A 24,925-nucleotide genomic window follows, 5' to 3' on the forward strand; every position below is an offset into this window, starting at 1 on the left:
AAAAAGCGAAAACCGCGGGCCAGGGGAACGCCCGCGGCGGGTGGCATCAGTGGGCGGCGCGTCCCGCCTCGACGTCGTGCAGGAAATGCACAAGTCCGTCGAAGTAAGTGCGCTGGTCATCGTACATCGCCATGTGGCTGCCGGCGGGGCAAAGCAGGAAACGGCCATGTGGCAGCTTCTTCGCCATCGACGCCATGTAGGCGGGATCCATGGTGTCGTGCTGTGCGCCGATGACCAGGGTGGGTACCTGGATGCGGTGCAGATCCTTGCTGCGATCCCAATGCTCCAGCCGACCACTGGCACCCAGTTCGCTCGGGCCCTGCATCAGCGTATAGACGCGCTCGTTCAAATGCGCGAATGCGCGCTGCACGGGATCAGGCCATTGCGCCTCAGGCATGCGCAGGACGTGCTGTTCGTAGTGCATCGGGGTGAGGATCTGCATGTAGCGCGGGTCGGCGGTGCGGCCGCTGGCTTCCAACTGCTTGGCCTCGGCCAGCAGCTTCGGGTCCATCGCCGGCTCCAGCACTTTGCGGGCGTAATCGTTGTAGGCCGGGACCGAATCCATCATGTTGGAAATCACCAGGCACTTGAGGTGCTGCTGGTATTTCAGCGCGTACTCCATGGCCAGGATGCCGCCCCAGGAATGGCCGAGCAGGCAGAAGTCGTCCTTGTCCAGATGCAGCGCCTGGCGCACCTGCTCCACTTCGTCGACGAAGCGCTCGGTGGTCCACAGCGAGTCGTCCTTGGGCTGGTCGCTGTAGGCCGAGCCGAGCTGGTCGTAGTAGTAGTACTCGACGCCGGCGGCGGGCAGGTAGCTGTCGAAGGCCTCGAAGTATTCGTGCGTGGCGCCGGGGCCGCCGTGCAGCAGCAACAGCTTCAGCTTCGGGTTGTTGCCCACGCGCTTGGTCCATACGCGGAACTTGCCCTTGGGCGTATCGATCACGATGGTCTTCACGCCGCCGCTCAGCACGTCGTCGCGGCCCGCATTGTCGAAATAGGAGGAAGGCCTGGCGGGCGCGTCGGCCGCGCCCGCGGCGCAGGCGATGCACAAGCCCAGCAGGGCGAGCAGGCTGGCCAGCATGCGCTTCATCGCGTCTTCCCCTCGTCGGACGGTGCGCGCACTATCCCGCGCCAGCCGGGCAGCGGCAAGACTCAGCGCGGCACGCGATATCCGCCAGGAACGCCCTCCGGGCTGAGCGTCAGCTGCCAGAGCTGATCGCGGCGGCTGCGGAACACCGCCGCCGACACGGACAGGTAGAAATGCCACATGCGGCGGAAGCGGTCGTCGTAGCTCTGGGACAGCCGCGGCCATGCCGCGTCGAAATTGGCGCGCCAGGCGCCGAGCGTGCGGTCGTAGTCGGCGCCGAAGTTGTGCCAGTCCTCGATCACGAACAGGTCTTGCAGTGCCTCGGCGACCTGCTGTGCCGAGGGGATCATCGAATTGGGGAAGATGTATTTTTCGATCCACGGATCGGGCCGCGACGGCGGGCCATTGCTGCCGATGGAATGCAGCAGGAACAGGCCTTCCTCCTTCAGGCAGCGTCGCGCCACTTCGAAATACGTGCGGTAGTTGAGCGCCCCGACATGCTCGAACATGCCGATGGAAAAGATCGCGTCGAAGCGCTCGTCCAGCTCGCGGTAGTCCTGCAGCCGGATGTCCACCGGCAGTCCGGCGCACAGCTCGCGGGCGAATTCGGCCTGCTCCTGCGAGACGGTGACGCCGACGCCTTCGACGCCGTAGTGTTCGGCCGCGAACTTGAGCGCCTCGCCCCAGCCGCAGCCGATGTCCAGCACGCGCTGGCCCGGTTTCAGGCGCAGCTTGCGGCAGACCAGGTCGAGCTTGGCGGCCTGGGCGTCGTCGAGGTTGTCGGCCCGGGCCCAATAGCCGCAGGAGTACACCAGCCGCTTGCCCAGCATGGCCTGGAACAGATCGTTGCCCAGGTCGTAGTGGGCGCGGCCGATCTCATAGGCGTGCTCGCCGCGCTGCAGATTGATGAAGCGGGCCTTGAGATGTGCCAGCAGCGTGTCCAGCGTCTTCAGTTCGCGGTCCACATGCGAGCGCAGCAGGCGGGTGAACATGCCGGGCAGGTCCTCGGCATCCCACCAGCCATCCATGTAGGCCTCGCCCAGGCCCAGCGAGCCGTGGGCGAAGACACGGGCGTAGAGGTTGTCGTCGTGCACGCGCAGGTCGGTGGGGGCACCGCCATCGATATGGATGCCGGCGTGTTCCAGCAGTGCGGTGGCGCGTTGCTTCAGCGAATCCCGGCTCATGCGTACCCCTTTGGTTCCCAGGAAGGCGGCCTCTACTTGCGGCCCAGGATCTCGAACGTTGCCGGCGCCGATGCATACACGGCGTCGACGCCCGCGGCGCGTACGGCTGCCAGCAAGGTATCGGCCTGGGCGTCGTCCAGGAGGAACTCGACCTTCACCGGCAGATCGTCGGCCAGGTCGAAGAACTGCTCCTCGTGCAGCACGCCATGGCGGCCATAGCCGGCCACGGCGCGGAAGGCCGAGCCGCCGCCGATGCCCTGGCGCTTGGCCAGTTCCAGCAGCCATTCGTACACCAGCACGCCGTCGTGGCGCGCGCGCTGGTGGCAGTAGAAGCTGAGCAGTCGCCCTTCGCGGAGGGTCATCGTCGTCTCCTTCAGCCGCGCACCAGCAGGCGTATCAGGGCGATGCCGGTGACGGTCATCGCGATGGAGCCGGCCAGGTGGACCGTCACGTGGCCGGCGAACCAAAGATACTGCTGGCGCAGCAGCAGCGTGGCCGCCTCGGCGGAGAAGGTGGAGAACGTGGTCAGGCCGCCGAGGAAGCCGGTGGCGGCGAACAGGCGCAGCTCCGGCGGCAGCGTCTGGTAGTGGTCGAACACACCCAGCACGCAGCCCATCAGCAGGCCGCCCAGCAGGTTCGCAGCCAGCGTGCCCAGCGGCAGGGTGGGAAAGAGGTGGTTGAGCATGACGCCAAGCGCCCAGCGCAGCCAGCAGCCAAACGCGCCGCCGATGCCTACGAGCAGAAATCCGGTGTAACCCACGTGCCAATCTCCTGAGGGGCGGTCCCAGGGACACCGGCACGCGCCTGCGCCCCGGCGAGCGCCGGTGTGCAGGCATCATCAGCGCCCGGGTCCTGCGGACCGGGGCGCGGTTCGCCCGCGCGGTGCGGGGCGGGAGGCATGCCATCTCCCTCGAGCACGGGCATGCTAGCCGATGGCCGCGTCGCCATGCCAACCCGGCGTGGCATGCGGGACATGCCGTCTCCATGGCCGCGTCCGTATACTCGCCGCTCTCGCGCCCATCGTTCCCCGCCATGAACGCTACCCCACGCTCCGTGCAGCGCAGCCTGCCGGTGCTGCTCGCCGGCCTGTCGATGATCGGTCCATTCTCGATCGACGCGGTGTTTCCCGCGTTCCCGCTGATCGGCGCGCAGTTCGGCGTGAACGGCGCGCAGCTGCAGCAGATGATCAGCGTGTACCTGCTGACTTACGCGGCGATGAGCTTGTTTCACGGCGCCATCTCCGACGCGATCGGTCGCAAGCCGGTGCTGGTGACGGGCATCGTGGTGTACTCGCTGGCCTCGGCGGGCGCGGCGCTGTCCACGTCCTACCCGATGTTGCTGGCCTGCCGAGCGCTGCAGGGCATGTGCGCGGGCGCCGGCCTGGTGGTGGGGCGCGCGATCGTGCGCGACTGCTACGAAGGGGCAGCCGCGCAGCAGTTGATGTCGCGCGTGATGATGATTTTCAGCGTGGCGCCGGTAATCGCCCCGATGGTCGGCGCCCAGATGCTTTACCTGGGCGGCTGGCACGGCATCTTCTGGGTGCTGATGGGCTTCACGGCAATGCTGGCGACGGCCTTGGTCCTGCGGCTGCAGGAAAGCCATCCGGTCGAGGCGCGTACCCGCTTCGCGCCGCGCGCGCTCCTGGCCGGCTACCTGGGCTTCGCGCAGGACATGCCGTTCCGGCCGCTGCTGCTGTCATGTACGGTGAACTTCGCCGGGCTGTTCCTGTACATCGCGTCGGCGCCGCACATCGTCCGCGACCTGCTGCATCTTTCGGCGCAAGGCTTTCCCTGGCTGTTCCTGCCGGTGGTGGCGGGGCTGATGGGCGGCGCCTGGTTGTCGGGTCGGCTGGCAGTGCGGCGCAGCCAGGCGTACACGGTGAACCTAGGCTACGGCGCGATGCTGGTCGCCTGCGCCCTGCATCTGCTGCTGGCGTTGCTGCTGCCCCGGCCGATGCTGCCCTGGTCGATGCTGCCGCTGATCGTGCATGGCGTAGGCGTGCAGCTGGCTTTCCCCACCTTGACCTTGCTGCTGCTGGATCGCTTTCCGCATCACCGCGGTGGAGCGTCCTCGGTGCAGGCGTTCGCCAGCCTGATGTTGTGCGCGATCGTCGCGGGCGTGCTTTCGCCGCTGCTGGCGGAACGGATGCTTTACCTGGCGCTGGGGGCGTCGGTGCTGACGGTGATCGGCTGGGTATCGTGGCGCTGGTATCGGCGCGTGGCCGAGTCGTCGTCCCAGGTGGCGATCGGCGAAACCGCTTAGGTCACGGACGGGGAAAGATTGGCCGCCCTTGCTCATCGAGCAAGCCGCGCTCGACCAGCCACTGGCGCGCGTTCTCCGCATCCTCGGCGAACCACGCGGCGGCGGAGCCGAGCCGGAAGCTGTAGCCCCATGCGTCCATATCCGCCAGCAGGCGGGCGCGCCCCACGCCGGGCAGCTCGTCGGCCAGGACGATCTGCAGATAGCAGGTGGCGTCTTCCTCGTCGATGGAGTCGGTGGCGTCGGTATGGACCTGGGCGCGGCGCTCCGGCGACAGCACGATCAGGTGCCCGGCTTCGTGCAGCATCGAATGCACGGGCGTATCGCCGCGGGCGTAGACCGTCGTGCCGATGATGCCGGCTTCCTCGTCGCCCCAGAAACTGCCCGGGATGGGTTGCGCGAGGGCGACGCGCTCCAGGCGCAGACCATGGCGCGCGAGCAGGGCGCGGGCGTCGTTCTCGTCGATGTCGGCCAGGCGCATGACTTGCGCGGGCTCGGCGGAATGGGAAGGAGCTTGCATGATCTGGCGGCATTCACGGACGGCGCAGCCCTTTCGAGACGAAAGGGCTGCGCTGGCGGACCGGGATGGCGGGCGCGAAAGCGCCGAGGCTCAGCCGGCGGCCGGTGCGGTGGAGCCCGGCTTCTCGTTCTCGGGCAGGGCGACGGAGAGCTCTAGCACCTCGTGGCCGCTGTCGCGCTCCACGTTGATGTTGATCGCCTCGATGTCGACGTGCACGTATTTCTTGATCACTTCGAGCAGCTCGTTGCGCAGCAGCGGCAGGTAGTCCGGCCCGCCGCGGGTGGAGCGCTCCTGCGCCACGATGATGCGCAGGCGTTCCTTGGCCACGACGGCGGAGGGCTCCGGCCTGCGCTTCAGGAAATCAAGAATACCCATCGCGTTCAGCCTCCGAATACGCGCTGGAAGAAGCCCTTCTTTTGCACTTCAAGGAAGCGCAGCGGGCGCTCTTCGCCAAGCAGGCGGGCCACGGTGTCGCTGTACGCCTGGCCGGCGTGCGAGTTCTCGTCGAGGATCACCGGCACGCCCGAGTTGGAGGCGGCCAGCACGTTTTCCGATTCCGGGATGACGCCGACTACGCTGATGCCGAGGATATCCTCGACGTCCTTGACGCTGAGCATCTCGCCCACCGCCACGCGCGCCGGGTTGTAGCGGGTCAGCAGCAGGTGCTGCTTGATCGCGCCTTCGCCCTTCTCGGCACGGCGGGTCTTGCTGGAGAGCAGGCCCAGGATGCGATCGGAGTCGCGCACCGAGGACACCTCGGGGTTGACCACCACCACGGCGTGATCGGCGAAGTACATCGCCAGGTGGGCGCCTTTCTCGATACCGGCGGGCGAGTCGCAGACCACGTAGTCGAAGCCCTCGTCGGAGAGGTCCTTGAGCACCTTTTCCACGCCTTCCTGGGTCAGGGCGTCCTTGTCGCGCGTCTGGCTGGCGGCCAGCACGTAGAGGGTCTCGTAGCGCTTGTCCTTGATCAGGGCCTGCTTGAGCGCAGCCTCGCCGTGCACGACGTTGACGAAGTCGTACACCACGCGGCGCTCGCAGCCCATGATCAGGTCCAGGTTGCGCAGGCCGACGTCGAAGTCGATCACGGCGACCTTCTTGCCCTGGATGGCCAGGCCCGTGGCGAGCGAGGCGCTGGTCGTGGTTTTGCCCACGCCGCCTTTGCCCGAGGTGACAACGATGATCTCAGCAGTCAAGGGCTCATCTCCCAGAATATGTTCTTGTAATGGTGTGGCGATTATGTGGTGTTGCGATCGTTGCAGGCGGACGAATCCGCGTCAAAGTTTCGCGATCAGCAATTTTTCCCCGTCGAGCCAGCATTGCACAGACTGACCCTCGAGATCCTTTGGCAACTGTTCAAAGACGCGATAGTGGCCAGCGATGGCTACCAGCTCCGCGCGGAAGTCGGAAACGTAGATGCGCGCCTTGGCGTCGCCCTGCGCGCCGGCCATCGCGCGGCCGCGCAGGCCGCCGTAGATGTGGATGCTGCCGTCGGCGATCACCTCCGCGCCGTTGGCGACGCCGCCGGTGACGATCAGGTCGCGCTCGCGTGCGTAGATCTGCTGACCGGAGCGCACCGTGCCGTCGTGATACTGGCCGCCCACGGGCGCGGAAGACGGCTCCGCATCCGCCTCGCGTGCTTTCGGCGCGGGTGCCGGAGCGGGAGCGGGGGGCTGCACCGGTGCCGGCGCCGGGGCGGGCGGCGCGATGCTGCCGCCGTCGGCGGGCTCGTAAGCTGCGCGGAACTTGGCGATCAGGGGCAGGCCCATGCGGCGCGACATCGCCTCGGTCTCGCTGGTGCCATAGGCGAAGCCCACGGGCAGCATGCCCGCGCTGCGCACGGCTTCGAGCAGGGCATCGACGGTGCCGTCGTCCGGCAGGTTGAGCAGATGGCTCAGGTCGAGGATGACGGCGGCGCGGGAGAACAGCTGAGGCGCGGCGCGCACGCGGCGCTCCAGCTCCTCGTACAGCGCGGCGGCGTCGGGACGGCGCACGCGCACGCTGGCAATACCGACCTGGCCGAAGCGCAGGTCGCAGACATCGGTGGTATCCATGCGGGCATTCACGGACGCCGCTCTCCAGCGAGGCGGCGCTTGTCATTGTTGTGTAGGGGGCGGGGACGCTCGGCCAACCACGGTACGTCGGGCAGGCCGTCGCGTTCGAGATAGGTTTCGCGTACGTAAGGATAGCTGGGCAGTTCCTTCGCCAGAAGACTGACCTGCGGACCGCTATCGCCCATGCGCTGCTGGCCCACTTCCTGGAAACCGTAGGTGCCGTGAAACAGCAGGACCTTGTCGTCGCGCGGCTCCAGAAACACTTCGCAGGTGAGCAGCGGGGCGCGCACCTCGGCATAGCTGGTCGCATCGCAATAGAAGATGCGGCCCAGGCCATGCCGGCGGTAGGCGTTGGCGATGACGATGCGGTCGATGTAGACGAACTGCGGGTAGCGCTCGCCGAACCAGCGGTAATTGGGGCTGTCGTAGTTGCCGCCCTCGCGCAGGGCGATCAGAAAGCCGGCGATATGGCCATCGATCTCGGCGACGCGGAAATAGTCGGCGTGCTCGTAGAAGTAGCGCAGTTGACCGGCGTCCAGGGCGAGGATGGTGCGCCCGGCGGCGTTGTTGAGCGCCAGCACGGCATCCAGGTCGTGCTCGCGCACGTCGCGGATGGCAAGGGCCATTCGTTGCTCCGCAATGATGTTTCGGGAAATCTGGCAGACCGCTGACGGCCCCGCGTAATGGCGCGCATTATGGCACGGGGGCGGGGAGCGCACATATCACGGCGCACCATGTAAAACCTTTGTAAAGCCTGCGGTGGCATGGCTTCCGGCAGGGGGCGGGCAGTGACTTCTCGCGCATTGCACCACGCCCCCGCCGAGCCGATGATGCGCCTATGGTCTGGTCCAACATCAATCACATCCGGCTGCTGCGCTATGCCGGCCTGACGACGTACCTGTGCGTCGCCTTGCCCCTGCTGCCGGGCAGCTGGAGCCTGGCGCGGGTCAGCTCGTGGTGGAGCAATCCCGATATCTCCGGCTGGATCGTCTCCTATCTCCTGTTCGGCGCCACCTACCTGCTGCTGACCCGGCGTTCGACCGTCAATCGCAAGGACGGGCTGCCCACCGTCAGCCGGCTGATCGGCCTGGTGGTGCTCACCGGCTCGGCGATCGCCATGGGCTGGTTCAGCCAGAGCGGCCTGTCGGCCATGCTGATGCTGGTGATCGCGGTCGTGCTGCCCTGGCAGCTGCCGGTCGGCGCGGGGCTGGTGTGGATGCTGCTGCAGAACCTGATGCTCATCCCGATCATTTCCAGCTACAAGGGCTGGACCACGGTCCAGGCGGTGCTGCAGGTGTGCATGTACCTGGCCATTTCCGCGCTGGTGTTCTTCACCTCGATGATCGCCAACCTGCAGGCCGAAGAACGGGAGGTACAGCGCCGCCTCAATTCGGAGCTGCGCGCGACCCGCGCGCTGCTGGCCGAATCCACCCGCATCGCCGAGCGCATGCGCATCGCGCGCGATCTGCATGACCTGGTCGGCCACCACCTGACGGCGCTGAGCCTGAATCTGGAAGTGGCCAGCCACCTGAGCAATCCCGCCGCGGCCGAGCACGTACTGAAGGCCCAGGCCACCGCCAAGCACCTGTTGCGCGATGTGCGCGAAGTGGTCAGCGAGTTGCGTCAGGACGACGCGATCGACCTGACCCAAGCCCTGCGCAGCCTGGTCGAGGGCGTGCCCGGCCTGAACGTTCACGTGGAAATGCCGCCACGCTTCAGTGTGGAGGACCCGCGCCGGGCTCAGGTGCTGCTGCGCTGCGCGCAGGAGATCATCACCAATACGGCACGGCACGCCGGAGCACGCAACCTGTGGCTCACCTTTACTTATGACGAGACAGGCCAGCTGGAGCTGCACGCCCGCGACGACGGTCGTGGCGCCGATCAGTTCCGGCCCGGCAACGGCTTGTCGGGCATGCGCGAGCGCCTGGCGGAGTTCGGCGGCACGGTGAACGTGGATACCGCCGCCGGCCAGGGCTTCGCGCTCAACGTGAACCTGCCGCTGGGCGAGGAGCCCGCGCTGGCTCATGCGCCGTCCCGTTTCGAGCCGCCCGCACTGAGCGTGTCGTGAGTCCGTTTCACAGGCGCGCAGCCATGCCAGAATGCGCGGCCGGCCTGGATGGCCGTGTCGCTTTATCCGTCGTCCCCGGCGATGGCGCCGGGGACCGCTATCGCTCCGAGGAACCGCGATGATTTCCGTGTGTCTTGTCGACGACCAGAACCTGGTACGCCAGGGCGTCCGTTCCCTGCTGGATCTGGCTGAGGACATCCGCGTAGTGGCCGAATGCGCCGACGGCGCGCAGGCGGTGCAGGACATCCCCCGCATCAAGCCCGATGTGGTGCTGCTGGATCTGCGCATGCCCAACATGAGCGGCCTGGAAGTATTGCAGGCCCTGTCGGCGCGCAACGAACTGCCGCCCACCATCATTCTCACCACCTTCGACGACGACCAGCTGGTCCTGCAGGGCCTGAAGGCTGGCGCCCGCGGTTACCTGCTCAAGGATGTGTCGCTGGAGCAACTGGTCGAAGCCGTGCGCACCGTCGCCGCGGGCGGCTCGTTGGTCGCGCCGATGGTGACCCAGCGCCTGCTCGCCGGCGTCGGGCGCATGCAGAACCAGTTCACCAGCCTCGAGCAGCCCGATCCGCTGACCGAGCGCGAGACGGAGATCCTGCGCCTGCTGTCGGGTGGCTACAGCAACAAGGAGATCGCCAACTCCCTGAAAGTGGCAGAGGGCACCGTGAAGAACCACGTGTCCAACATCCTCTCCAAACTCGGCGTGCGCGACCGCACCCGCGCGGTGCTCAAGGCTCTCGAGCTGGGCATCGTCTAAGGCCGTTCCGGCCTCCGGGAAGGCCTCGCCGAGGGCCTTCCCGGGCGCTTTCCGGGGCGGATAGCGTTCCTGCCCGTGAACCAGTACCATCGGTGGCTTCGGCGCTGGCCGACCCCTGTCACGATGCGATTTCCTTCGGCCTTCTCAAAGGGAGCGCATCCCCGTGGCGGACCGGTCTCCGGCGACGCACTCGTGCCGCCAAGAGAGATGTTCGGAGAGCCCTGGAATGATGCGTGTTCTTGAATTCATTGTTGCCCTGATCATCGTCGCCGTCGTCGGCGTCGTGGTGGGCGTGATCATGCCTGGCAGTGGCCATGTGGAGAGGTCGCTGGTGGTCGGCAAGGACATGCGTCAGGTGTACGACGTGCTCGCCAATTTCCGCCGCTTCCCCGATTACACGGTGCAGCGCAAGTACGACCGCAATACCCAGTTCACCTTCTCCGGCAAGGCCTACGGCCCCGGTGCCGAGATGAGCTGGAGCAGCAACGACGACAAAGTGGGCAAGGGCAAGCTGACCATCGCGTCGGCCGAGCCGCAGTTCGACAAGGTCGACTCCACCGCCAAGCAGGCGAAGGTCGTCTGGAACGTGGACAACGACTGGCGCGGCCAGGACAAGCACTTCACCCTGGATCTCGAGCGCCAGGGCAGCCGCGGCCAGCTGACCAAGATCACCTGGTCGTATGACGTGGCCTACGGGTTCAACCTGGTCGACCGCTACTCCAACCTGTACATCCATGGCGATCCGGATGCCTTCATCCAGTTCAGCCTGAGCGATCTGCAGAATGTGCTGGCCTCGGTGCAGAACATCGACTACAGCAAGCTGATCCCGTACATCGAGCAGACCCAGCCGACGCCTGTGCTGCTGGTGTCCAGCTCGATCGAGCGCAAGGGTGGTCTCGAGGCGCTGAATGAAGCGACCGACAAGGCCGAGGCGCAGATCCAGGCCGCCGCCAAGAAGCTGGGCGTGACCGTCACCGGTCCGCGCATCATCTACACCACCAACTACGGCGACCAGACCTACACCTTCGACGTCGCCCTGCCGATCAGCGCGACCAGCCTGACCATCAACGGTCAGAGCCACGAGCTGGCCGCCGCCAAGGCGCCGGATCTGACCAGCGCCCCGGCCAGCAGCAGCACGTCTGCCGCTCCGGCGCAGGACACCACGCCGGGCGGCACCGACCGCTTCGGTCGCCTGATCGTCGACAACGACGTGCGCGGCATGCTGGCCTTCGGCGGCCCGGCGCTGAAGGGCATCTGGAACGGCACCGCGGCCGGCGTCCCGCAGACCCGCGACATGCTCAAGGCCTACTCGCAGACCCACGGCTACAAGTTCGACGAGGTGGTGAACCGCCCGTACGACATCCTGGTGAAGCCGGAAGTGAAGGAAGGCGACGAGGTGAAGAGCTACGCCCAGTTCGCCGTGTACCTTCCGCTGACCGACGCGCCGGAGAAGACGCCGGAACAGGAAGCCGGCCTGCAGCCGCCGTCGCTGGATGACGGCACCCAGCAGCAGGCGCCGGCCTCGTCCGGTACCGCTGCCGCGCCGGCCTCTGCGGCCAGCGCCGGCCAGTAAGCCGGACATCCCGCTCGACTTGAAAGGCCCTTCCTTCGCGAAGGGCCTTTCTTTTTGCGCCGCTCTTTTTCGCGCATAGCGGAGGCACTTCCCGCGGATGGCGCGGTCCGACTTTTCCGCCTCGTTGAGTTACATTGCTTCGTCGCCCGTCGAGCCGCTCGGGCTTCGCGCCCATCCCGCTGCTTTGTATCTGCCCCGGACATGATCGAAACCGAACAGCTCACCCGGCGCTACGGTCCGCTCACCGCCGTCGACTCGCTCAGTATTCGCGCCGAGCCCGGCCAGGTGCTGGGCTTGCTCGGTCCGAACGGTGCAGGCAAATCCACCGCCATGCGCATGATCGCGGGCTTTCTGCGTCCGACTGCCGGCACCGCGCGCGTGTGCGGCCACGACGTGCTGAAAGAGCCGCTGAAGGCCAAGCGCGCGCTGGGCTACCTGCCTGAAGGCGCGCCCAGCTACGGCGAGTTGACCGTGCGCGAATTCCTCACTTTCATCGTGCGCTCGCGCGGCCTGTCGGCCGATCAGGGCTTCCGGCGCTTCGAAGAAGTGATCGGCCATCTGCAGCTGGAAGACATGCTCGACCGCTGCATCGATACCCTGTCCAAGGGGTTGCGCCGCCGCGTGGGTCTGGCCCAGGCGATCGTGCACAATCCGCCGGTGCTTATGCTGGACGAGCCGACCGACGGCCTGGATCCGAATCAGAAGCACACCGTGCGTCAGCTGATCGATGCGATGGCGCGCGAGCGCACCATCCTCATCTCCACGCATCTGTTGGAGGAGGTGCACGCACTGTGCAATCGCGTGGTAATCATCGCCAACGGCCGTCTGCTTGCCGACGCCACGCCGGCCGAACTCGAGGCACGTTCGCGCTATCACGGCGCGGTGTCCTTCAGCGCGCCGGGCAGCGGCGTATCGCAGGAAATGCTCGGCCGTCTGCCGCAGGTGGCCTCGATCGAAGTCGATCCGCTGGACGGTCGCATCACCGTTTTCCCGCGGCCGGGCGAGCGCATTCTCGAACCTGTCGAATTGCTGCTGCGCCAGCAGGGGCTGGAGGTGTCGGAGATCCAGCTTGAGCGTGGCCGCCTCGACGAAGTGTTCCGCCAGATCACCATCGGACAGGAGGGCAGGGCATGAGTCCGGTGATGGCCGTTGCGCGGCGCGAGCTGCGCAGCTACTTCGTGACGCCGGTGGCCTATGTGTTCCTGGTGATCTTCCTGGTGCTGGCCGGCATCCTCACGTTCTACGCGGGTGATTTCTACGATCGCGGACAGGCCGATCTGCAGCCGTTTTTCGTGATGCATCCATGGCTGTACCTGCTGCTGGCGCCGGCCGTATCGATGCGCATGTGGGCCGAGGAGGCCAAGGGCGGCACGCTGGAACTGCTGCTCAGCCTGCCGATCACGCTCGCCCAGGCCATGCTGGGCAAGTTCCTCGCGGCGTGGCTGTTCATGGGCGTAGGGTTGCTGCTGACGTTCCCGATCTGGATCACCGTCAATTACCTCGGTTCACCCGACAACGGCGTGATCCTGGCCGGCTACCTGGGCAGCTGGCTCATGGCTGGCGCCTTCCTGGCCATCGGCGCCTGCCTTTCGGCGCTTACGCAGAGCCAGGTGGTGGCCTTCATCCTCACCATGGTGGTGTGCTTCCTGCTCCTGCTGGCCGGGCAGCCGCAGGTGCTGGATTTCATGCAGGGATCGATGCCGCGCAAGCTGCTCAACGGCGTCGCGCATCTGAGCCTGCTGCGCCATTTCGAAGCGATCGCGCGCGGCGTGCTGGACGTGCGCGATGTTCTTTACTTCGTACTGTGCATCGCCTCCTGGCTCACCGCCGGCGTGCTGGTGCTCGATCTGAAGCGGACCCCCTGAGCGATGGCCCGCCTGACTTTCACACGCCGTACCCGCCTGATCAGCGCGCTCATCCTGCTGGTGGTCGTATCCATCGCGCTTGCCTTGGCCGGCAGCCGCTGGATGCGCGCGACGCGTTTCGATCTCACTTCCGACCGGCTCTACACGCTGACGCCTGGCACCGTCCGTATCGTGGACAAGCTGCGCGCGCCGCTGAAGCTCACGCTCTATTTCTCCGAACACTCCACTCGCGACCTGCCGCAGCTGCGCAGCTATGAGCAGCGCGTGCGCGACCTGCTGCAGGAAATGGTGGCGCGATCGCACGGCCGCCTGCGCCTGCAGGTCGTGGACCCCGTGCCCTATTCGGATGACGAGGCCGCCGCCGAAGGCAACGGCCTGAGTCCGATCACCGGCGGCACCAATGGCGAGCGCGTGTTCTTCGGCCTGGTCGGATCGACCTTGCCGGCTACCCCGGATGGCGACGAGGGCGAGTTGCATCCTGGCGCCAAGGCGCTGGCCATTCCGCTGTTCGATCCCGGCCGCGAGACTTTTCTCGAATACGACATCGCCAAGCTGCTTTACGAGCTCAATGAGCCGACCAAGCCACACATCGGCGTGATCAGCAGCCTGCCGGTGCAGGGCAATCCGGTGCTGGGCGAAGAACCGTGGACCGTGATTCGCCAGCTCGGGCAGCTGTTCGAGGTGAAGACGCTGGATCCGTCCAAGCTCGACCGCATCGGCGACGACATCCAGGTGCTTTTGCTGATCCACCCCAAGCATCTTTCCGACGCGACGCTCTATGCGATCGACCAGTACGTCCTGCGCGGTGGCCACCTGGTGGTCTTCGTCGATCCCTACTCGGAGCTGGACACCACGCCCTTCGTCGACAGCAACGGTGTGATCGACGACCACAATTCGGATCTCCCGCGTCTGTTCGAAGCCTGGGGCGTACAGTACGACGCGCAGAAAGTGGTACTGGATCGTTCACGTGCGCTGCGCATCGAACTGGCCGACAACAGCGCGACCAACCACCCGGCGATGCTTGGCCTGACCAGCCAGGAGCTCAATCACGGTGACGTGACCACCGCCAGCCTGCAGCGCGTCAACCTGTCCAGCGTCGGCTATCTCGATCTGGCGCCGAAGACCACGTCGCGCCTGATTCCGCTGATGCAGACCACCAGCGAAGCGGAAGTGGTGCCGGCGCAGCGCGTGCGCGAAGCCACGACCGATCCCAATGCGCTGCTGGATGGGTACAAGCCTGACAACACGCGTTACGTAGTGGCGGCGCGGGTGCGCGGCGCGTTCCCGTCGGCGTTCCCGGAACTGGCCAAGCGCCCGGGGCATATCGCGCAGGCCCACGACAACGCCGAAGTGATCTTGGTGGCGGACACCGACCTGCTCACCGATCGCCTGTGGGTGTCGTACTCGCAGAGTCTGCTCGGTCCGCTGCAACTGAGCGCGCTGGCCAACAACGGCGATTTCGTCACCAACGTCACCGACAACCTCAGCGGCTCGTCCGAATTGCTGTCGATTCGCGGCCGCGTCAGTTCGCAGCGCCCGTTCACGCGGGTGCAGGCGCTGCAGGCGGCGGCTGATCAGAAGTTCCTGGCGAAGAAGCAGGAGCTGCAGCGCGAGCTGGCCGTCACGCGCAGCCGCCTGTCGGAGCTGCAGCCGGCCAAGCCGGGGCGCGGCGACGCGGCCAACGCGGAGCAGAAGGCTGAGATCGAGCAGTTTCTGCAGCGCCAGCTGGCGATCAACAAGGAGCTGCGCGACGTGCAGCACCAGCTCAACGCGGAGATCGATGCGCTGGGCATGCGCCTTAAGTTCATCGATATCGTGCTGGTGCCGGCGCTGGTGACGCTGTTCGGGCTTGCCTATGGCTGGCGGCGCTCGCGCCGCAACCGGCGCCACGCATGAGTGCGGCGGCGCGGCCTGGGTCGCTGGACTATGCTTGGCGGCTGCGGCTGAAACGACCGGAACGATGATGGCGAGCCTGCTCAAGTGGATCGTGCCCTGGGAGTTCTCCTGGGTGTTCCTGATCGTTTTCGCGGCGACCTGCGTGCTGTATGTGCGCGGCTGCCGGCGATGGCGCGTGAGCGCCGGGCGCAAGCTGGGGTTCTGGCTTGGCATGGTCATCGTCTACGTGTCGTTGCACACGTACTTCGATTACTACGCCGAGCACGAATTCTTCATGCACCGCATCCAGCAGGTGCTGCTGCATCATCTGGCGCCGCTGCTGATCATCGCCTCGTATCCGGGCACCGTGCTGCGGGCAGGTTTGCCGCTGACCTGGCGCGTGCGGCTGCTGCGGCCATTTCTGCGCTCATGGCCATGGCGCGCGGTGAGCGGCGTGCTGCTGAATCCGGCGCTCGTCACGGTCCTGTTCATCGGCTTCATTCTGATCTGGCTGATCCCGGCCATGCAGACACTGGCGATGCTGGACTGGCGCATCTACCGCTTCATGAACTGGTCGATGATGGTGAGCGGCCTGACGTACTGGTGGCTGGTCCTGGATCACCGTCCGCGTCCGCCCGGCCGGATGACGCCGGGACTGCGCGTGCTGTCGCCGGGCATCACGATGAGCCCGCAGATTCTGGCCGGCGCGATCGTGACGTTCTCCAAGAGCGATCTCTATCCGATCTTCGAGATCTGCGGTCGCGCCTTCACCTTCAACGTGCTCACCGGCCAGCTGGTGGGGGGCGTGATCATGTGGGTGCCGGCGGCGTTGATCGAGGCGATCGGCGGCTTGTTGGCGATGCGCCAATGGGTGCGCCTGTCGCGCAACGGACGAATCCGCTCGAAGCGGCAGGCGAGGCTCGTCGCGCGCAATACCTGACGCCGGCAGGCGTCAGTGCTGGTGGTGATCCGGTGCGGCGCCGTCCACCGTGTTGGCCGGCTTCGCTTCGAAGTCGGTGGCCAGCGCGCTGCCATCGGCGAAACGAAGGTCGATGCGCACCTTGTCGCCGATCTTTACCGGCTGCTTCGCCTTCATCAGCATCAGGTGATAGCCGCCAGGAGAGAGTGCCGCGTTGCCATGCGCGGGAATGGACAGGCTGTCCACCATTTCCATGCGGCCCATGCCGGTCTCGGTACTGCTCTTGTGCAGCATCACTTCGCCATAAGCGGGACTGCTGGCCGAGCGGAGCATGACCGGGTGATCGCCATGATTCTCCAGCATCACATAGGCGCCGGACGGCAGGCTGCCGGGCATGACGCGGATCCAGGCCTGACTGGCGGCGACCTGGTCGGCATCGCCGGCGCAGGCGATGCCCGACAGCAGCAGTCCGCTCAGCAGCAGCGCGAGGCGATGGCTCATGGCTTGGCTCCGGCGGGCGCGGTTGCGGTCGGGTCGAGCAACAGGTGCAGGTCGTGCACCAGGTCGTCCTGGGGATTGGCAGGCGTGGACAGCAGGCGCGCCTTGCCGTCGCGGTCGAAGATATAGATGGCCGAGCTGTGGCTCACTTCATATTGGCCATCGCCTTTGTCCGGCTCGCGGGTGAAGGCGGAGCGGTAGCGCTTGCTCAAGGCCTCGATTGCGCGCGGTTCGCCGCTCAGGCCCACCGCACGCGGGTCGAAGGCATTGACGTAGGCATGCATCACATCCGGCGTATCGCGCGCGGGATCGACACTGACGAAGAGGATGCGCGCACCGTCGGCGAGCGGGCCCAGGCGCTGCATGACCACGTGCAGCTGGGCCAGGGTGAGCGGGCAGACATCGGGGCAATGCGTATAGCCGAAGTACATCAGCACCACCTTGCCACGGTAGTCCGCGCCGGTCACCGGCTTGCCCTGGTCGTCGACCAGCTTGAAGTCCAGATCCGGCATATGGCCGGTGACGTTGGTGAGCTTCCAAGGCAGATCGCCACCGCGCTGGCAGGCGGCGAGCAGCGCGGCGCCAAGCAGCAACGACAGCAGGGGCAGGGCGCGGACGAGGCGGCGAGGCTTCATGCGAGAATCCCGGATCGATATCGCGCCAGCATACGACACCGGCGTGGCTGCTTGCCCGAGGACCGCTTTCCCATGCGACAACCTGTCAGCCCCGCGGCCGGTCTGCTGGCCGGACTCGCTGGCGCCAGCGCGGTGGCGCTGGGAGCCTTCGGCGCGCACGCGCTGCGCGGCATGCTCGACGAACGCGGCATCGAGCTGTGGCGTACCGCAGTGAACTACCACTTCTGGCATGCCCTCGCGTGGTGCCTGGCATGGTGCTTCCTGGATCGGCCACATCGGCGCCGCGCCGGCGTCGCGTTCGGTCTGGGCATCATGCTGTTCAGCGGCAGCCTTTACGCATTGGCCTTGGGCGCGCCACGCTGGTTCGGCGCGATCACACCGCTGGGTGGTCTGGCGTTCATCGCTGGGTGGCTTCTGCTTGGTTGGGGCATCAGCCGGCGAGGCGGCTGACGCTGCTCAGGCGAGCGCCGCCAGGATGAGCTGTGCGCCGACATGCAGCACGAAATCGGCGCTGAAGTGCGCGACCATTGCATGCTCCAGCCCGTACTTCCAGAACAGCCAGCCGCAGGGCAGCGCGACGAATAGATTAGGGAGCATGATGCGGGCAATGGCCTGCGGGCTGTTAGCCATGCCGGCACTCATGGCGGCGGGTAGGTGCAGGAGGCCGAACAGCAGGGCGGCGAGCACGATCGCGACAACGAACATCCATGTCCGCACCTCGCCGCACAGGCGGGCCATCAACCAGACCAGCAGACTGACGATAAACAGGCGTGACATGATTTCTTCGGTCACGCCACCTTGGAACATGGCCAGCGCGCCGCGCCATGCCCAGTCGAGCATCTGCGCCGCGGATGGATGACCGAGCCGCTGCCAGTCCGTGGAAATGAGCAGGGCGGGCAGCGACGACAGGATGCCGAGCAGGATCGCCCACCGCCACCGGTGCGGTGACTGCGGGGACGGCTGGCGATACACCCAGGCTCGCAACCAGGGCACGGTAAGGCCATATCGTTCGCCGAACCACAGTCCGAGCCACGCAAAGATAAAGCTGCCCAAACCGGACTGCAGCACCAGCGACGCCGCTATGGCGATCGATGACATCCGTGGCTTGACGGTCTGCATCGGCATGATGACGCCGAAGAAGTAAGGGAGCATCGCTACTGTTGCGATCAGTGCCGCCAACCCGAGCAGCAAGGCTAGTTTGAGGCGCGGCAGCGGCGCGGAGGACAGCGCGGTCATGGTCTTGTCCTCAGTGATGAGGCTGGATGAAGAAGTTGGTCACCTTGCCTTGCGCATCGCAGGTGACTTTCGAGTCGATCGTGCTCTGGCCGTAGTGCAGCGGCGTGAGTACGACCGTGTTCTCGCCGACGGCGCTTACCGAAGGCGTGTCGCGCGCGCCGCGCTCGCCGAACTGCTGCAGCACCGCCGGCCAGATCTGGCCCAGCTTGTCGGGTGTGAGCTTGGCCTTCATGGTGGTATCGAAATCCGTGGTGGCGGCGGTGTAGTCGCTCTGGTCCAGCGCGTCCAGCAGATGCGCCGACGCGGTTTCGCAAGCCGATTCCGCACGTGCCGCGGCTGCGGCGGAGAGTGCGCAGATCGCGACGCAGACCAGCGCCGCCGCCCGTTTCGTGTTCATGGTTGTCCCCCTTGTGTTCCGTGAAGTCGTCAGGTCGCGTCGTCGTCGTCCGCGACCGGCTTGGCCTGCCCTGGCTTCAGCCGGCCGTTCTTGCGCAAGGCGTCGCGCAACACGTATTCGATCTGCGCGTTGACGCTGCGCAAATCGTCGTCGGCCCAGCGTTGCATCGCCTCCAGCACGGCAGGGCTGATGCGCAGCGGATAAGCTTTTTTCTCAGCCGGCACGCGCGCCTCGCTCAGCCGCTGTAGAGCGTGCCGGCGTTGACCACGGGCTGCGTGGCGCGGTCGCCGCACAGCACGACCAGCAGGTTGCTGACCATGGAGGCCTTGCGCTCCTCGTCCAACTCCACCACGCCCTGCTCGCGCAGACGATCCAGCGCCATCGCCACCATGCCGACCGCGCCTTCGACGATGCGCTCGCGCGCGGCGACAATGGCGCTGGCCTGTTGGCGCTGCAGCATGGCCTGGGCGATTTCCTGCGCGTAGGCGAGGTGGCTGATGCGTGCTTCGATGACGCTGACGCCGGCCTTGTCCAGGCGCGCCTGGATCTCGTCGCGCAGATGGTTGTTGATCACTTCGCCATGGCTGCGCAGCGACGGCTTGCCGTCATCGTGCGCGTCGTAGGGGTAGTTCTGCGCCATCTGGCGCAGCGCCGACTCGCTCTGGATGTGCACGAAGTTCTCGTAGTCGTCGACCTGGAACACCGCTTCGGCGGTGTCCACTACCTGCCACACCACCACCGCGGCGATCTCGATGGGGTTGCCGTCGCTGTCGTTGACCTTGAGCTTGCCGCTCTCGAAGTTGCGCACGCGCAGCGACACGCGGCGGCGCGTGTAGAACGGATTGGTCCAGCGCAGGCCTTCCGTGCGCACCGTGCCGGCGTACTTGCCGAACAGCTGCAACACTTGGCCTTCGTTCGGCGCGACCTGGAAGAAGCCTTTCACCAGGAAGAGGGTGAAGGCGAGCAGCAGCGCGCCGCCGAAGGCCTGGCTGGCTGCCGGATGCGCCGCAGCGTAGAGGATCAATGCGACGCTGGCCGCACCGAGCAACAGGCAGAACAGCACGAACGGAATACCGGCAACCGAAAAGCCTTGACGCTCATTCATGGCGATACCTCCCTTGGATGGGAGATATCTGATATCAAAATGATGTCATTGTGCAAGTGCCTATGGGCTGCCGCCATGGCCGCCGCCGCCGCCGACGGGGCCGGCCGGCGCCACCGGCGGCGGGCCGGGCGTCATGAACTCCCAGGAGGGCATGACGTCGTTGATCTGCATCGTGTTGAACATGTTGGCGGCGGCAAAAAAATGCCAGGGATCGCCGTCACCGGTGTCCAGTGCGATATGCGTGCTGTCGAAATGGCGCAGCGCCGCGTCGTAGCTCTGCCAGCGGCCGCCTATCCAGGCCTGCACCCACGCGTGCGGCACGAACACGCGCGAGGCGCTGGCGAAGCGGTCGGCATAGACCATGCCGGTGACCACTCGTGCCGGGATGCCCTCGGCCCGCGCCATTGCGGCCAGCAGCACGGCGTACTCGGTGCAGTCGCCCTGGCGCGTGTCGACCACTTCCAGGGCGGAGGCGTAGCCCACGTCCAGTCCGTGCTGGGTGATGTAGTGACTGACGAAGCTGCGCAGACGGCGCATCTTGTGCCGATCGTCCACCGCACTGCCCACGGCCTGCGCGGCCAGTTCGCGGATGGCCGGCGCGTCGGACTGCAGCCACGCGTTGGCGTGCAGGTCGTCCGGCTGCGGCGGCGCCTCGCCGCCGGGGTAGGGGTTGCCGATGTCGATCTGCCACTCGCGCCCGCCCAGGTGCACCACGCGCTGTTCGTCGGTGTTGATGAGCGGCACGTCGCTGTTGCCCTGGATGGTCACGCGGTAGCGCAGGAACGACTCGCGCAGGTTGGGTGTGAGCGGGCGCGGCGAATCGACCATCGCCGCGCGGAACATGTCCACGTCCTGTTCCGGCGCCAGCGCGCAGGTCTGGTCGCAGGCGATCATCTCCAACTGGCGGCCAAGCATGGAGATCACACCCTTGCGCGCGCGACCCTGGCCGTCCAGCCACAAGTCGAGGATCTGGTCGCCGCGGTCCTGGTGCAGGCGCTGTCGCTGGTGGCTGAGCGTCTCGATGCCGCCGGGCAAGTTCACTGGCTCGTTGCCCAGCACGTCCACGCCGACGTTCATCACCTGCTGGCTGGCGGGGTCGAACATCTGCAGGCTGTAGTGCAGCCCGGGCTGCTTGCTGGCAGCGAGCATGGCCTTGCGCTGGGCGTCGTTGAGCAGCGCCTGGCCAGGCCAGGCGATATAGCTGTAACGGGTGGCGCCGCCCACCGTGATGGCCACGCGGAAGTTGCCATCCGCCTGGCGCTGGCCGTCCACCGTGCTGTCCATGGACGACATCGAGGTGCGCGAGGCGAAAGCGAGCGGCTCACCATCGGTGCTCTCTACGCTGCGGATCATGTTGCTGAGCGGGATGCTCTTGCCATTGCGGTTGAGCAGGATGGACAGGGCCTGGGTGGTCGTGATCGTGCCTTGGGAGGTTTCCCGGTCGATCTTCAGGTGGCCGATCTTGCGCCCCCCGAGCATGACGCTCATCCAGGTGGTATCGGTGGAAGGCGCGCTGTCGGCGGCCCAGGCCCAGGGGGCGGGACACAGCAACAGCACCAACAGCAGAGTGGCGGTGGTCGGGCGCATGTGCGTATCCGTTGGGGGACGGTGTGGCAACAGTGAATGCCGACTTAAGGCCGTCGTCAATCCGCAATGCAGCGAGACTTGCGGCCGGCCGTCGGGCAGCCTTGCGGCCCGCTTACAATGCTCCGCTTTCCCGCCTCCGGAGACCGCAGATGAAGCCGTTCGGCACCCCTCACACCGACCGCGCGCTGCGCGTGCTCCTGCTTGGCTCTGGCGAGCTGGGCAAGGAGGTGGCCATCGAATTGCAGCGCTATGCCGTGGAGGTCATCGCGGTGGACCGCTACGCCCATGCCCCGGCCATGCAGGTGGCGCATCGCAGCCATGTGATCGACATGCTGGACGGCCAGGCGCTGCGCGCCGTGATCGCTGAGGAACGTCCCGATCTGGTGGTGCCCGAGATCGAGGCCATCCACACGCCCACGCTGTTGGAACTGGAGCAGGCCGGCCTGAAAGTGATCCCGACCGCGCGCGCGGCGTGGCTGACCATGGACCGCGAGGGCATCCGCCGCCTGGCCGCCGAGGAGCTGGGTCTGCCCACCTCGAACTACCGCTTCTGCGACGACGAAGCGCAGTACCGCGAGGCCGCCGCGGCGATCGGACTGCCGTTCGTGATCAAGCCGGTGATGAGTTCCTCCGGCAAAGGCCAGAGTGTCGTGCGCAGCAACGACGAATTGCCGGCCGCGTGGGAATACGCGCAGTCGGGCGGTCGTGCCGGCAAGGGCCGGGTGATCGTCGAAGGCTTCGTCGATTTCGACTACGAGATCACCCTGCTCACGGTGCGCCACAAGGACGGCACCAGCTTCTGCGCACCGATCGGGCATCGGCAGGAAGATGGCGATTACCGTGAGTCCTGGCAGCCGCAGCCGATGAGCGACAAGGCACTGGTCGAGGCACAGCGCCAGGCCGCCGCGATTACCGGCGCGCTGGGCGGCTGGGGTGTGTTCGGCGTGGAGTTCTTCATCAAGGGCGACAGCGTGGTTTTCTCGGAAGTCAGCCCGCGTCCGCACGACACCGGCCTGGTCACGCTGATCTCGCAGGACCTGTCCGAATTCGCCTTGCATGCGCGCGCCATTCTCGGCTTGCCGATCCCGGCCATTCGTCAGCTCGGCCCGGCCGCCTCCTGTGCGGTGCTGGTGGAGGGCGAGGGCGTGGCGCCGCGCTACGCCGGCGTGGCCGATGCGCTGGCCGAGCCGGACACCCAGCTGCGCATCTTCGGCAAGCCGGCGGTGCATGGCCGTCGCCGCATGGCGGTGACGCTGGCGCGCGACGAAAACATCGGTGCGGCCAAGGCCAAGGCGATCCGCGCGGCGGGCAGGCTGCGCGTCGAGCTGTAATCGAGTTGGCGAGCTGCGCGCCCGCCAGCGGCGCGCAGCTTCTTTCGATATCGCGCGCCGGCGCGGCGAGACGCATCCCCGCTACCCGCTCCAGGCCCCCTGTGCGAGCATCCGCTACCGGACTTACACCCACGCAGGGAACAAGGCATGCAGACTTCGGCATTCGCGCACTGGCTGGTGGTACTGGTCGAGACCCTCGCAGCGCTGTTCATGCTGCTGTTGCTGGTCGGCGTCATGGTGCTGCTGGTGGTGTGGCTGGTGGACCGCAACCAGACCGCCAACTCGGTGCTGCGCAACTTTCCGGTCATCGGCCACTTCCGCTACTGGTTCCTGCACCTGGGCGAATTCTTCCGCCAGTACCTTTATTCCAGCGACCGCGAAGAAATGCCGTTCAACCGCGCGCAGCGCACCTGGGTGTATCGCGCGGCAAAGAACGTGGAGAACACCAACTCCTTCGGTTCCACCCGCGACCTGCGCGCCGAGGGCGTGCCGTTCTTCGTCAACGCACCGTTCCCGTCGCTGGCCCAGCGGCACGTCGTGCCCAAGCCGATCACGATGGGGCCGTATGCGCGCGAGCCCTACAGCCATTCGGCGTTCTTCAACATCTCGGCGATGAGTTTCGGCGCGCTGTCGGCGCCGGCCGTGCGCGCACTGTCGATCGGCGCGGCCAAGGCGGGGATCTGGATGGACACCGGCGAGGGCGGCCTGGCGCCGTATCACCTGGAAGGCGGCTGCGACATCGTGTTCGAGATCGGCACCGCCAAATACGGCGTGCGCACGCCCGAGGGCAAGCTGGACGACCAGAAGCTGCTGGACATCTGCAAGCACCCGCAGGTGAAGATGGTGAGCATCAAGCTCGGCCAGGGCGCCAAGCCCGGCCTCGGCGGCTTGCTGCCAGGGGCGAAGGTGACGCCGGAGATCGCGGCGATCCGCGGCATTCCGGTGGGCGAGGATTCGCAGAGTCCCAATCGTCACCTCGATATCGGCAGCGTGTCCGAACTGATGGATGCGATAGCGCACATCCGCGACCTCACCGGCAAGCCCACCGGCTTCAAGGCCGTGTTCGGCGACATGGATTGGATCGACGATCTGTGTGCCGAAGTACGTCGTCGCGGCATCGAGACAGCGCCGGATTTCATCATCGTCGACGGTTCCGAGGGCGGTACCGGTGCAGCGCCGCAGACCTTGATGGAAGGTGTTGGCCTGCCGCTGCGCGAAGCGCTGCCGGCACTGGTCAACACGCTGATCCGCCAGGGCCTGCGCGACCGCATCAAAGTGATCTGTTCGGGCAAATGCATCACCGCCTACGACGTGGCGTGGGCGCTCTCGATGGGCGCGGACTTCGTCAATTCCGCGCGCGGCTTCATGCTGGCGCTGGGCTGCATCCAGTCGCTGCAGTGCAGCCGCAATACCTGTCCCACCGGCATCACTACGCAGAATCCCAAGCTTCAGCGCGGCCTGGTGGTCACCGACAAGAGCGAGCGCGTGTACCACTACGCCACCAACGTGATGCGCGAAGTGGGCATCATCGCGCACAGCTGCGGCGTGGACGATCCGCGCGAGCTCGACCGCGCGCATTGCCGCGTGATGGGTGACGACGGCATTTCGGTGCCGTTGGTCAAGCTGTTCCCGTATCCAGCCAACGTGAATAGCACTGTGTCGTCATCGTCCTAAACGAGACTCGCCGACACGTTCGATCTGACAGGCTGGGTTGCCATCGTCGCCGGTGGCACCCGCGGCTGGACGCAGCAGGAACTGGTGCAATACCTGCACACGGGTGGCGGGCAAGGGACAGGCCGCCGGCGGCATGGCCGAGGCGATCCAGGACAGCCTGCAGTACCTGAGCGATGACGATCTCCAGGCCATCGCCACCTATCTGAAGAACTCCAAGCCCCTCGGCAACCCCGCTGACAAACAGCCGGCCTATAGCTTCGGTGGAGAGGCCGAGCCTTAGAGGCCGCGCTGCGCGCCG

Annotated in this window: 27 protein-coding genes, 1 pseudogene and 1 riboswitch; of the genes and pseudogenes, 12 read left to right on the top strand and 16 right to left on the bottom strand. The window is 66.4% G+C overall.

Annotated elements, in window-relative coordinates; genetic code table 11:
- Positions 1-46 precede the first annotated feature (46 nt).
- The 4 genes from ACNR9O_RS03640 to crcB form a co-directional block, all read right to left on the bottom strand.
- Entirely contained in the window at positions 47-1,090 is a 1,044-nt protein-coding gene (locus ACNR9O_RS03640) for a proline iminopeptidase-family hydrolase (RefSeq protein ID WP_473682786.1), read from the bottom strand.
- Between the two features lie 62 nt (positions 1,091-1,152).
- Entirely contained in the window at positions 1,153-2,271 is a 1,119-nt protein-coding gene (cfa, locus tag ACNR9O_RS03645; protein ID WP_473682784.1) for a cyclopropane fatty acyl phospholipid synthase, read from the bottom strand.
- Between the two features lie 32 nt (positions 2,272-2,303).
- On the bottom strand, positions 2,304-2,633 hold the full coding sequence (locus tag ACNR9O_RS03650) for a DUF190 domain-containing protein (protein WP_473682782.1): 330 nt from the start codon (positions 2,631-2,633) through the stop codon (positions 2,304-2,306).
- An 11-nt stretch (positions 2,634-2,644) separates the two neighbouring features.
- Positions 2,645-3,031 carry a fluoride efflux transporter CrcB gene (gene crcB / locus ACNR9O_RS03655; protein ID WP_473682780.1) on the bottom strand — a complete coding sequence of 129 codons (387 nt, stop codon included), beginning with the start codon at positions 3,029-3,031 and terminating at the stop codon, positions 2,645-2,647.
- A 62-nt stretch (positions 3,032-3,093) separates the two neighbouring features.
- A riboswitch (Fluoride riboswitch) is annotated at positions 3,094-3,189 on the bottom strand.
- Between the two features lie 114 nt (positions 3,190-3,303).
- Here crcB and ACNR9O_RS03660 point away from each other — a divergent pair.
- Entirely contained in the window at positions 3,304-4,533 is a 1,230-nt protein-coding gene (locus tag ACNR9O_RS03660; protein ID WP_473682778.1) for a multidrug effflux MFS transporter, read from the top strand.
- A gap of 1 nt (position 4,534) precedes the next feature.
- Here the strand turns inward: ACNR9O_RS03660 and ACNR9O_RS03665 are convergent, their stop codons facing one another.
- The 5 genes from ACNR9O_RS03665 to ACNR9O_RS03685 form a co-directional block, all read right to left on the bottom strand.
- Complete coding sequence (locus ACNR9O_RS03665; protein WP_473682776.1) at positions 4,535-5,050, bottom strand: hypothetical protein; 516 nt, start codon at positions 5,048-5,050, stop codon at positions 4,535-4,537.
- 90 nt (positions 5,051-5,140) lie between these two features.
- Positions 5,141-5,425 (bottom strand): cell division topological specificity factor MinE, encoded by a 285-nt coding sequence (minE, locus tag ACNR9O_RS03670; protein WP_473682774.1) that lies wholly within the window; start codon positions 5,423-5,425, stop codon positions 5,141-5,143.
- A gap of 5 nt (positions 5,426-5,430) precedes the next feature.
- The gene (gene minD, locus ACNR9O_RS03675) at positions 5,431-6,246 is read right to left on the bottom strand and encodes a septum site-determining protein MinD (RefSeq protein WP_473682772.1); all 816 of its coding nucleotides are present in this window, start codon (positions 6,244-6,246) and stop codon (positions 5,431-5,433) included.
- An 81-nt stretch (positions 6,247-6,327) separates the two neighbouring features.
- Entirely contained in the window at positions 6,328-7,104 is a 777-nt protein-coding gene (minC, locus tag ACNR9O_RS03680; RefSeq protein WP_473682770.1) for a septum site-determining protein MinC, read from the bottom strand.
- A gap of 8 nt (positions 7,105-7,112) precedes the next feature.
- Positions 7,113-7,730 carry a GNAT family N-acetyltransferase gene (locus tag ACNR9O_RS03685; protein WP_473682768.1) on the bottom strand — a complete coding sequence of 206 codons (618 nt, stop codon included), beginning with the start codon at positions 7,728-7,730 and terminating at the stop codon, positions 7,113-7,115.
- A 212-nt stretch (positions 7,731-7,942) separates the two neighbouring features.
- On the opposite strand from ACNR9O_RS03685, the gene ACNR9O_RS03690 reads away from it, so the two are divergent.
- The 7 genes and pseudogenes from ACNR9O_RS03690 to ACNR9O_RS03720 all read left to right on the top strand — a co-directional run bounded on the left by ACNR9O_RS03690 (position 7,943) and on the right by ACNR9O_RS03720 (position 16,185).
- Entirely contained in the window at positions 7,943-9,172 is a 1,230-nt protein-coding gene (locus ACNR9O_RS03690; RefSeq protein WP_473682766.1) for a sensor histidine kinase, read from the top strand.
- Positions 9,173-9,290: 118 nt separating this feature from the next.
- Positions 9,291-9,932, top strand: coding sequence for a response regulator (locus ACNR9O_RS03695; protein ID WP_026635939.1), 642 nt, complete (start codon positions 9,291-9,293; stop codon positions 9,930-9,932).
- Between the two features lie 226 nt (positions 9,933-10,158).
- Positions 10,159-11,505, top strand: coding sequence for a hypothetical protein (locus tag ACNR9O_RS03700; RefSeq protein WP_473682764.1), 1,347 nt, complete (start codon positions 10,159-10,161; stop codon positions 11,503-11,505).
- 246 nt (positions 11,506-11,751) lie between these two features.
- Positions 11,752-12,639 (top strand): annotated as a pseudogene (locus tag ACNR9O_RS03705) (ABC transporter ATP-binding protein); the annotation flags it as partial.
- Positions 12,636-13,370: an ABC transporter permease subunit gene (locus ACNR9O_RS03710; RefSeq protein WP_473682762.1), complete on the top strand. Its 735-nt coding sequence runs from the start codon at positions 12,636-12,638 to the stop codon at positions 13,368-13,370. The pseudogene ACNR9O_RS03705 and the gene ACNR9O_RS03710, both read left to right, overlap by 4 nt.
- A gap of 3 nt (positions 13,371-13,373) precedes the next feature.
- Positions 13,374-15,266: a Gldg family protein gene (locus tag ACNR9O_RS03715; RefSeq protein WP_473682760.1), complete on the top strand. Its 1,893-nt coding sequence runs from the start codon at positions 13,374-13,376 to the stop codon at positions 15,264-15,266.
- 64 nt (positions 15,267-15,330) lie between these two features.
- On the top strand, positions 15,331-16,185 hold the full coding sequence (locus ACNR9O_RS03720; RefSeq protein WP_473682758.1) for a cytochrome c oxidase assembly protein: 855 nt from the start codon (positions 15,331-15,333) through the stop codon (positions 16,183-16,185).
- Positions 16,186-16,197: 12 nt separating this feature from the next.
- Here ACNR9O_RS03720 and ACNR9O_RS03725 read toward each other — a convergent pair whose 3' ends face one another.
- Together ACNR9O_RS03725 and ACNR9O_RS03730 are read right to left on the bottom strand one after the other, a co-directional pair.
- The gene (locus ACNR9O_RS03725) at positions 16,198-16,665 is read right to left on the bottom strand and encodes a copper chaperone PCu(A)C (protein WP_473682756.1); all 468 of its coding nucleotides are present in this window, start codon (positions 16,663-16,665) and stop codon (positions 16,198-16,200) included.
- Positions 16,662-17,297, bottom strand: coding sequence for an SCO family protein (locus ACNR9O_RS03730; protein WP_473682754.1), 636 nt, complete (start codon positions 17,295-17,297; stop codon positions 16,662-16,664). The genes ACNR9O_RS03725 and ACNR9O_RS03730 overlap by 4 nt, the downstream gene beginning before the upstream one ends.
- A 72-nt stretch (positions 17,298-17,369) precedes the next feature.
- Here ACNR9O_RS03730 and ACNR9O_RS03735 point away from each other — a divergent pair, with 72 nt between their 5' ends.
- Positions 17,370-17,747, top strand: coding sequence for a DUF423 domain-containing protein (locus ACNR9O_RS03735; RefSeq protein ID WP_473682752.1), 378 nt, complete (start codon positions 17,370-17,372; stop codon positions 17,745-17,747).
- 6 nt (positions 17,748-17,753) lie between these two features.
- Here ACNR9O_RS03735 and ACNR9O_RS03740 read toward each other — a convergent pair whose 3' ends face one another.
- Genes ACNR9O_RS03740 through ACNR9O_RS03760 form a run of 5 tightly spaced genes read right to left on the bottom strand, consistent with a single transcriptional unit; the run spans position 17,754 to position 21,622 of the window.
- The gene (locus ACNR9O_RS03740) at positions 17,754-18,533 is read right to left on the bottom strand and encodes a CPBP family intramembrane glutamic endopeptidase (RefSeq protein ID WP_473682750.1); all 780 of its coding nucleotides are present in this window, start codon (positions 18,531-18,533) and stop codon (positions 17,754-17,756) included.
- A 10-nt stretch (positions 18,534-18,543) separates the two neighbouring features.
- Positions 18,544-18,930 carry a DUF3887 domain-containing protein gene (locus ACNR9O_RS03745; RefSeq protein WP_473682748.1) on the bottom strand — a complete coding sequence of 129 codons (387 nt, stop codon included), beginning with the start codon at positions 18,928-18,930 and terminating at the stop codon, positions 18,544-18,546.
- 29 nt (positions 18,931-18,959) lie between these two features.
- On the bottom strand, positions 18,960-19,154 hold the full coding sequence (locus ACNR9O_RS03750) for a type II toxin-antitoxin system antitoxin (protein ID WP_473682746.1): 195 nt from the start codon (positions 19,152-19,154) through the stop codon (positions 18,960-18,962).
- Positions 19,155-19,165: 11 nt separating this feature from the next.
- On the bottom strand, positions 19,166-20,035 hold the full coding sequence (locus ACNR9O_RS03755) for an SPFH domain-containing protein (RefSeq protein WP_473682744.1): 870 nt from the start codon (positions 20,033-20,035) through the stop codon (positions 19,166-19,168).
- 60 nt (positions 20,036-20,095) lie between these two features.
- Positions 20,096-21,622 (bottom strand): transglutaminase domain-containing protein, encoded by a 1,527-nt coding sequence (locus tag ACNR9O_RS03760; protein ID WP_473682742.1) that lies wholly within the window; start codon positions 21,620-21,622, stop codon positions 20,096-20,098.
- Positions 21,623-21,771: 149 nt separating this feature from the next.
- Between ACNR9O_RS03760 and purT the strand changes: the two genes are divergently transcribed.
- The 3 genes from purT (at position 21,772) to ACNR9O_RS03775 (ending at position 24,907) form a co-directional block, all read left to right on the top strand.
- Positions 21,772-22,953 carry a formate-dependent phosphoribosylglycinamide formyltransferase gene (gene purT / locus ACNR9O_RS03765; RefSeq protein WP_473682740.1) on the top strand — a complete coding sequence of 394 codons (1,182 nt, stop codon included), beginning with the start codon at positions 21,772-21,774 and terminating at the stop codon, positions 22,951-22,953.
- A gap of 147 nt (positions 22,954-23,100) precedes the next feature.
- Complete coding sequence (locus tag ACNR9O_RS03770) at positions 23,101-24,627, top strand: FMN-binding glutamate synthase family protein (RefSeq protein WP_473682738.1); 1,527 nt, start codon at positions 23,101-23,103, stop codon at positions 24,625-24,627.
- 103 nt (positions 24,628-24,730) lie between these two features.
- Positions 24,731-24,907 (top strand): hypothetical protein, encoded by a 177-nt coding sequence (locus ACNR9O_RS03775; protein WP_473682736.1) that lies wholly within the window; start codon positions 24,731-24,733, stop codon positions 24,905-24,907.
- Positions 24,908-24,925: the final 18 nt, after the last annotated feature.

This window comes from Dyella sp. CR10 (assembly GCF_055814425.1).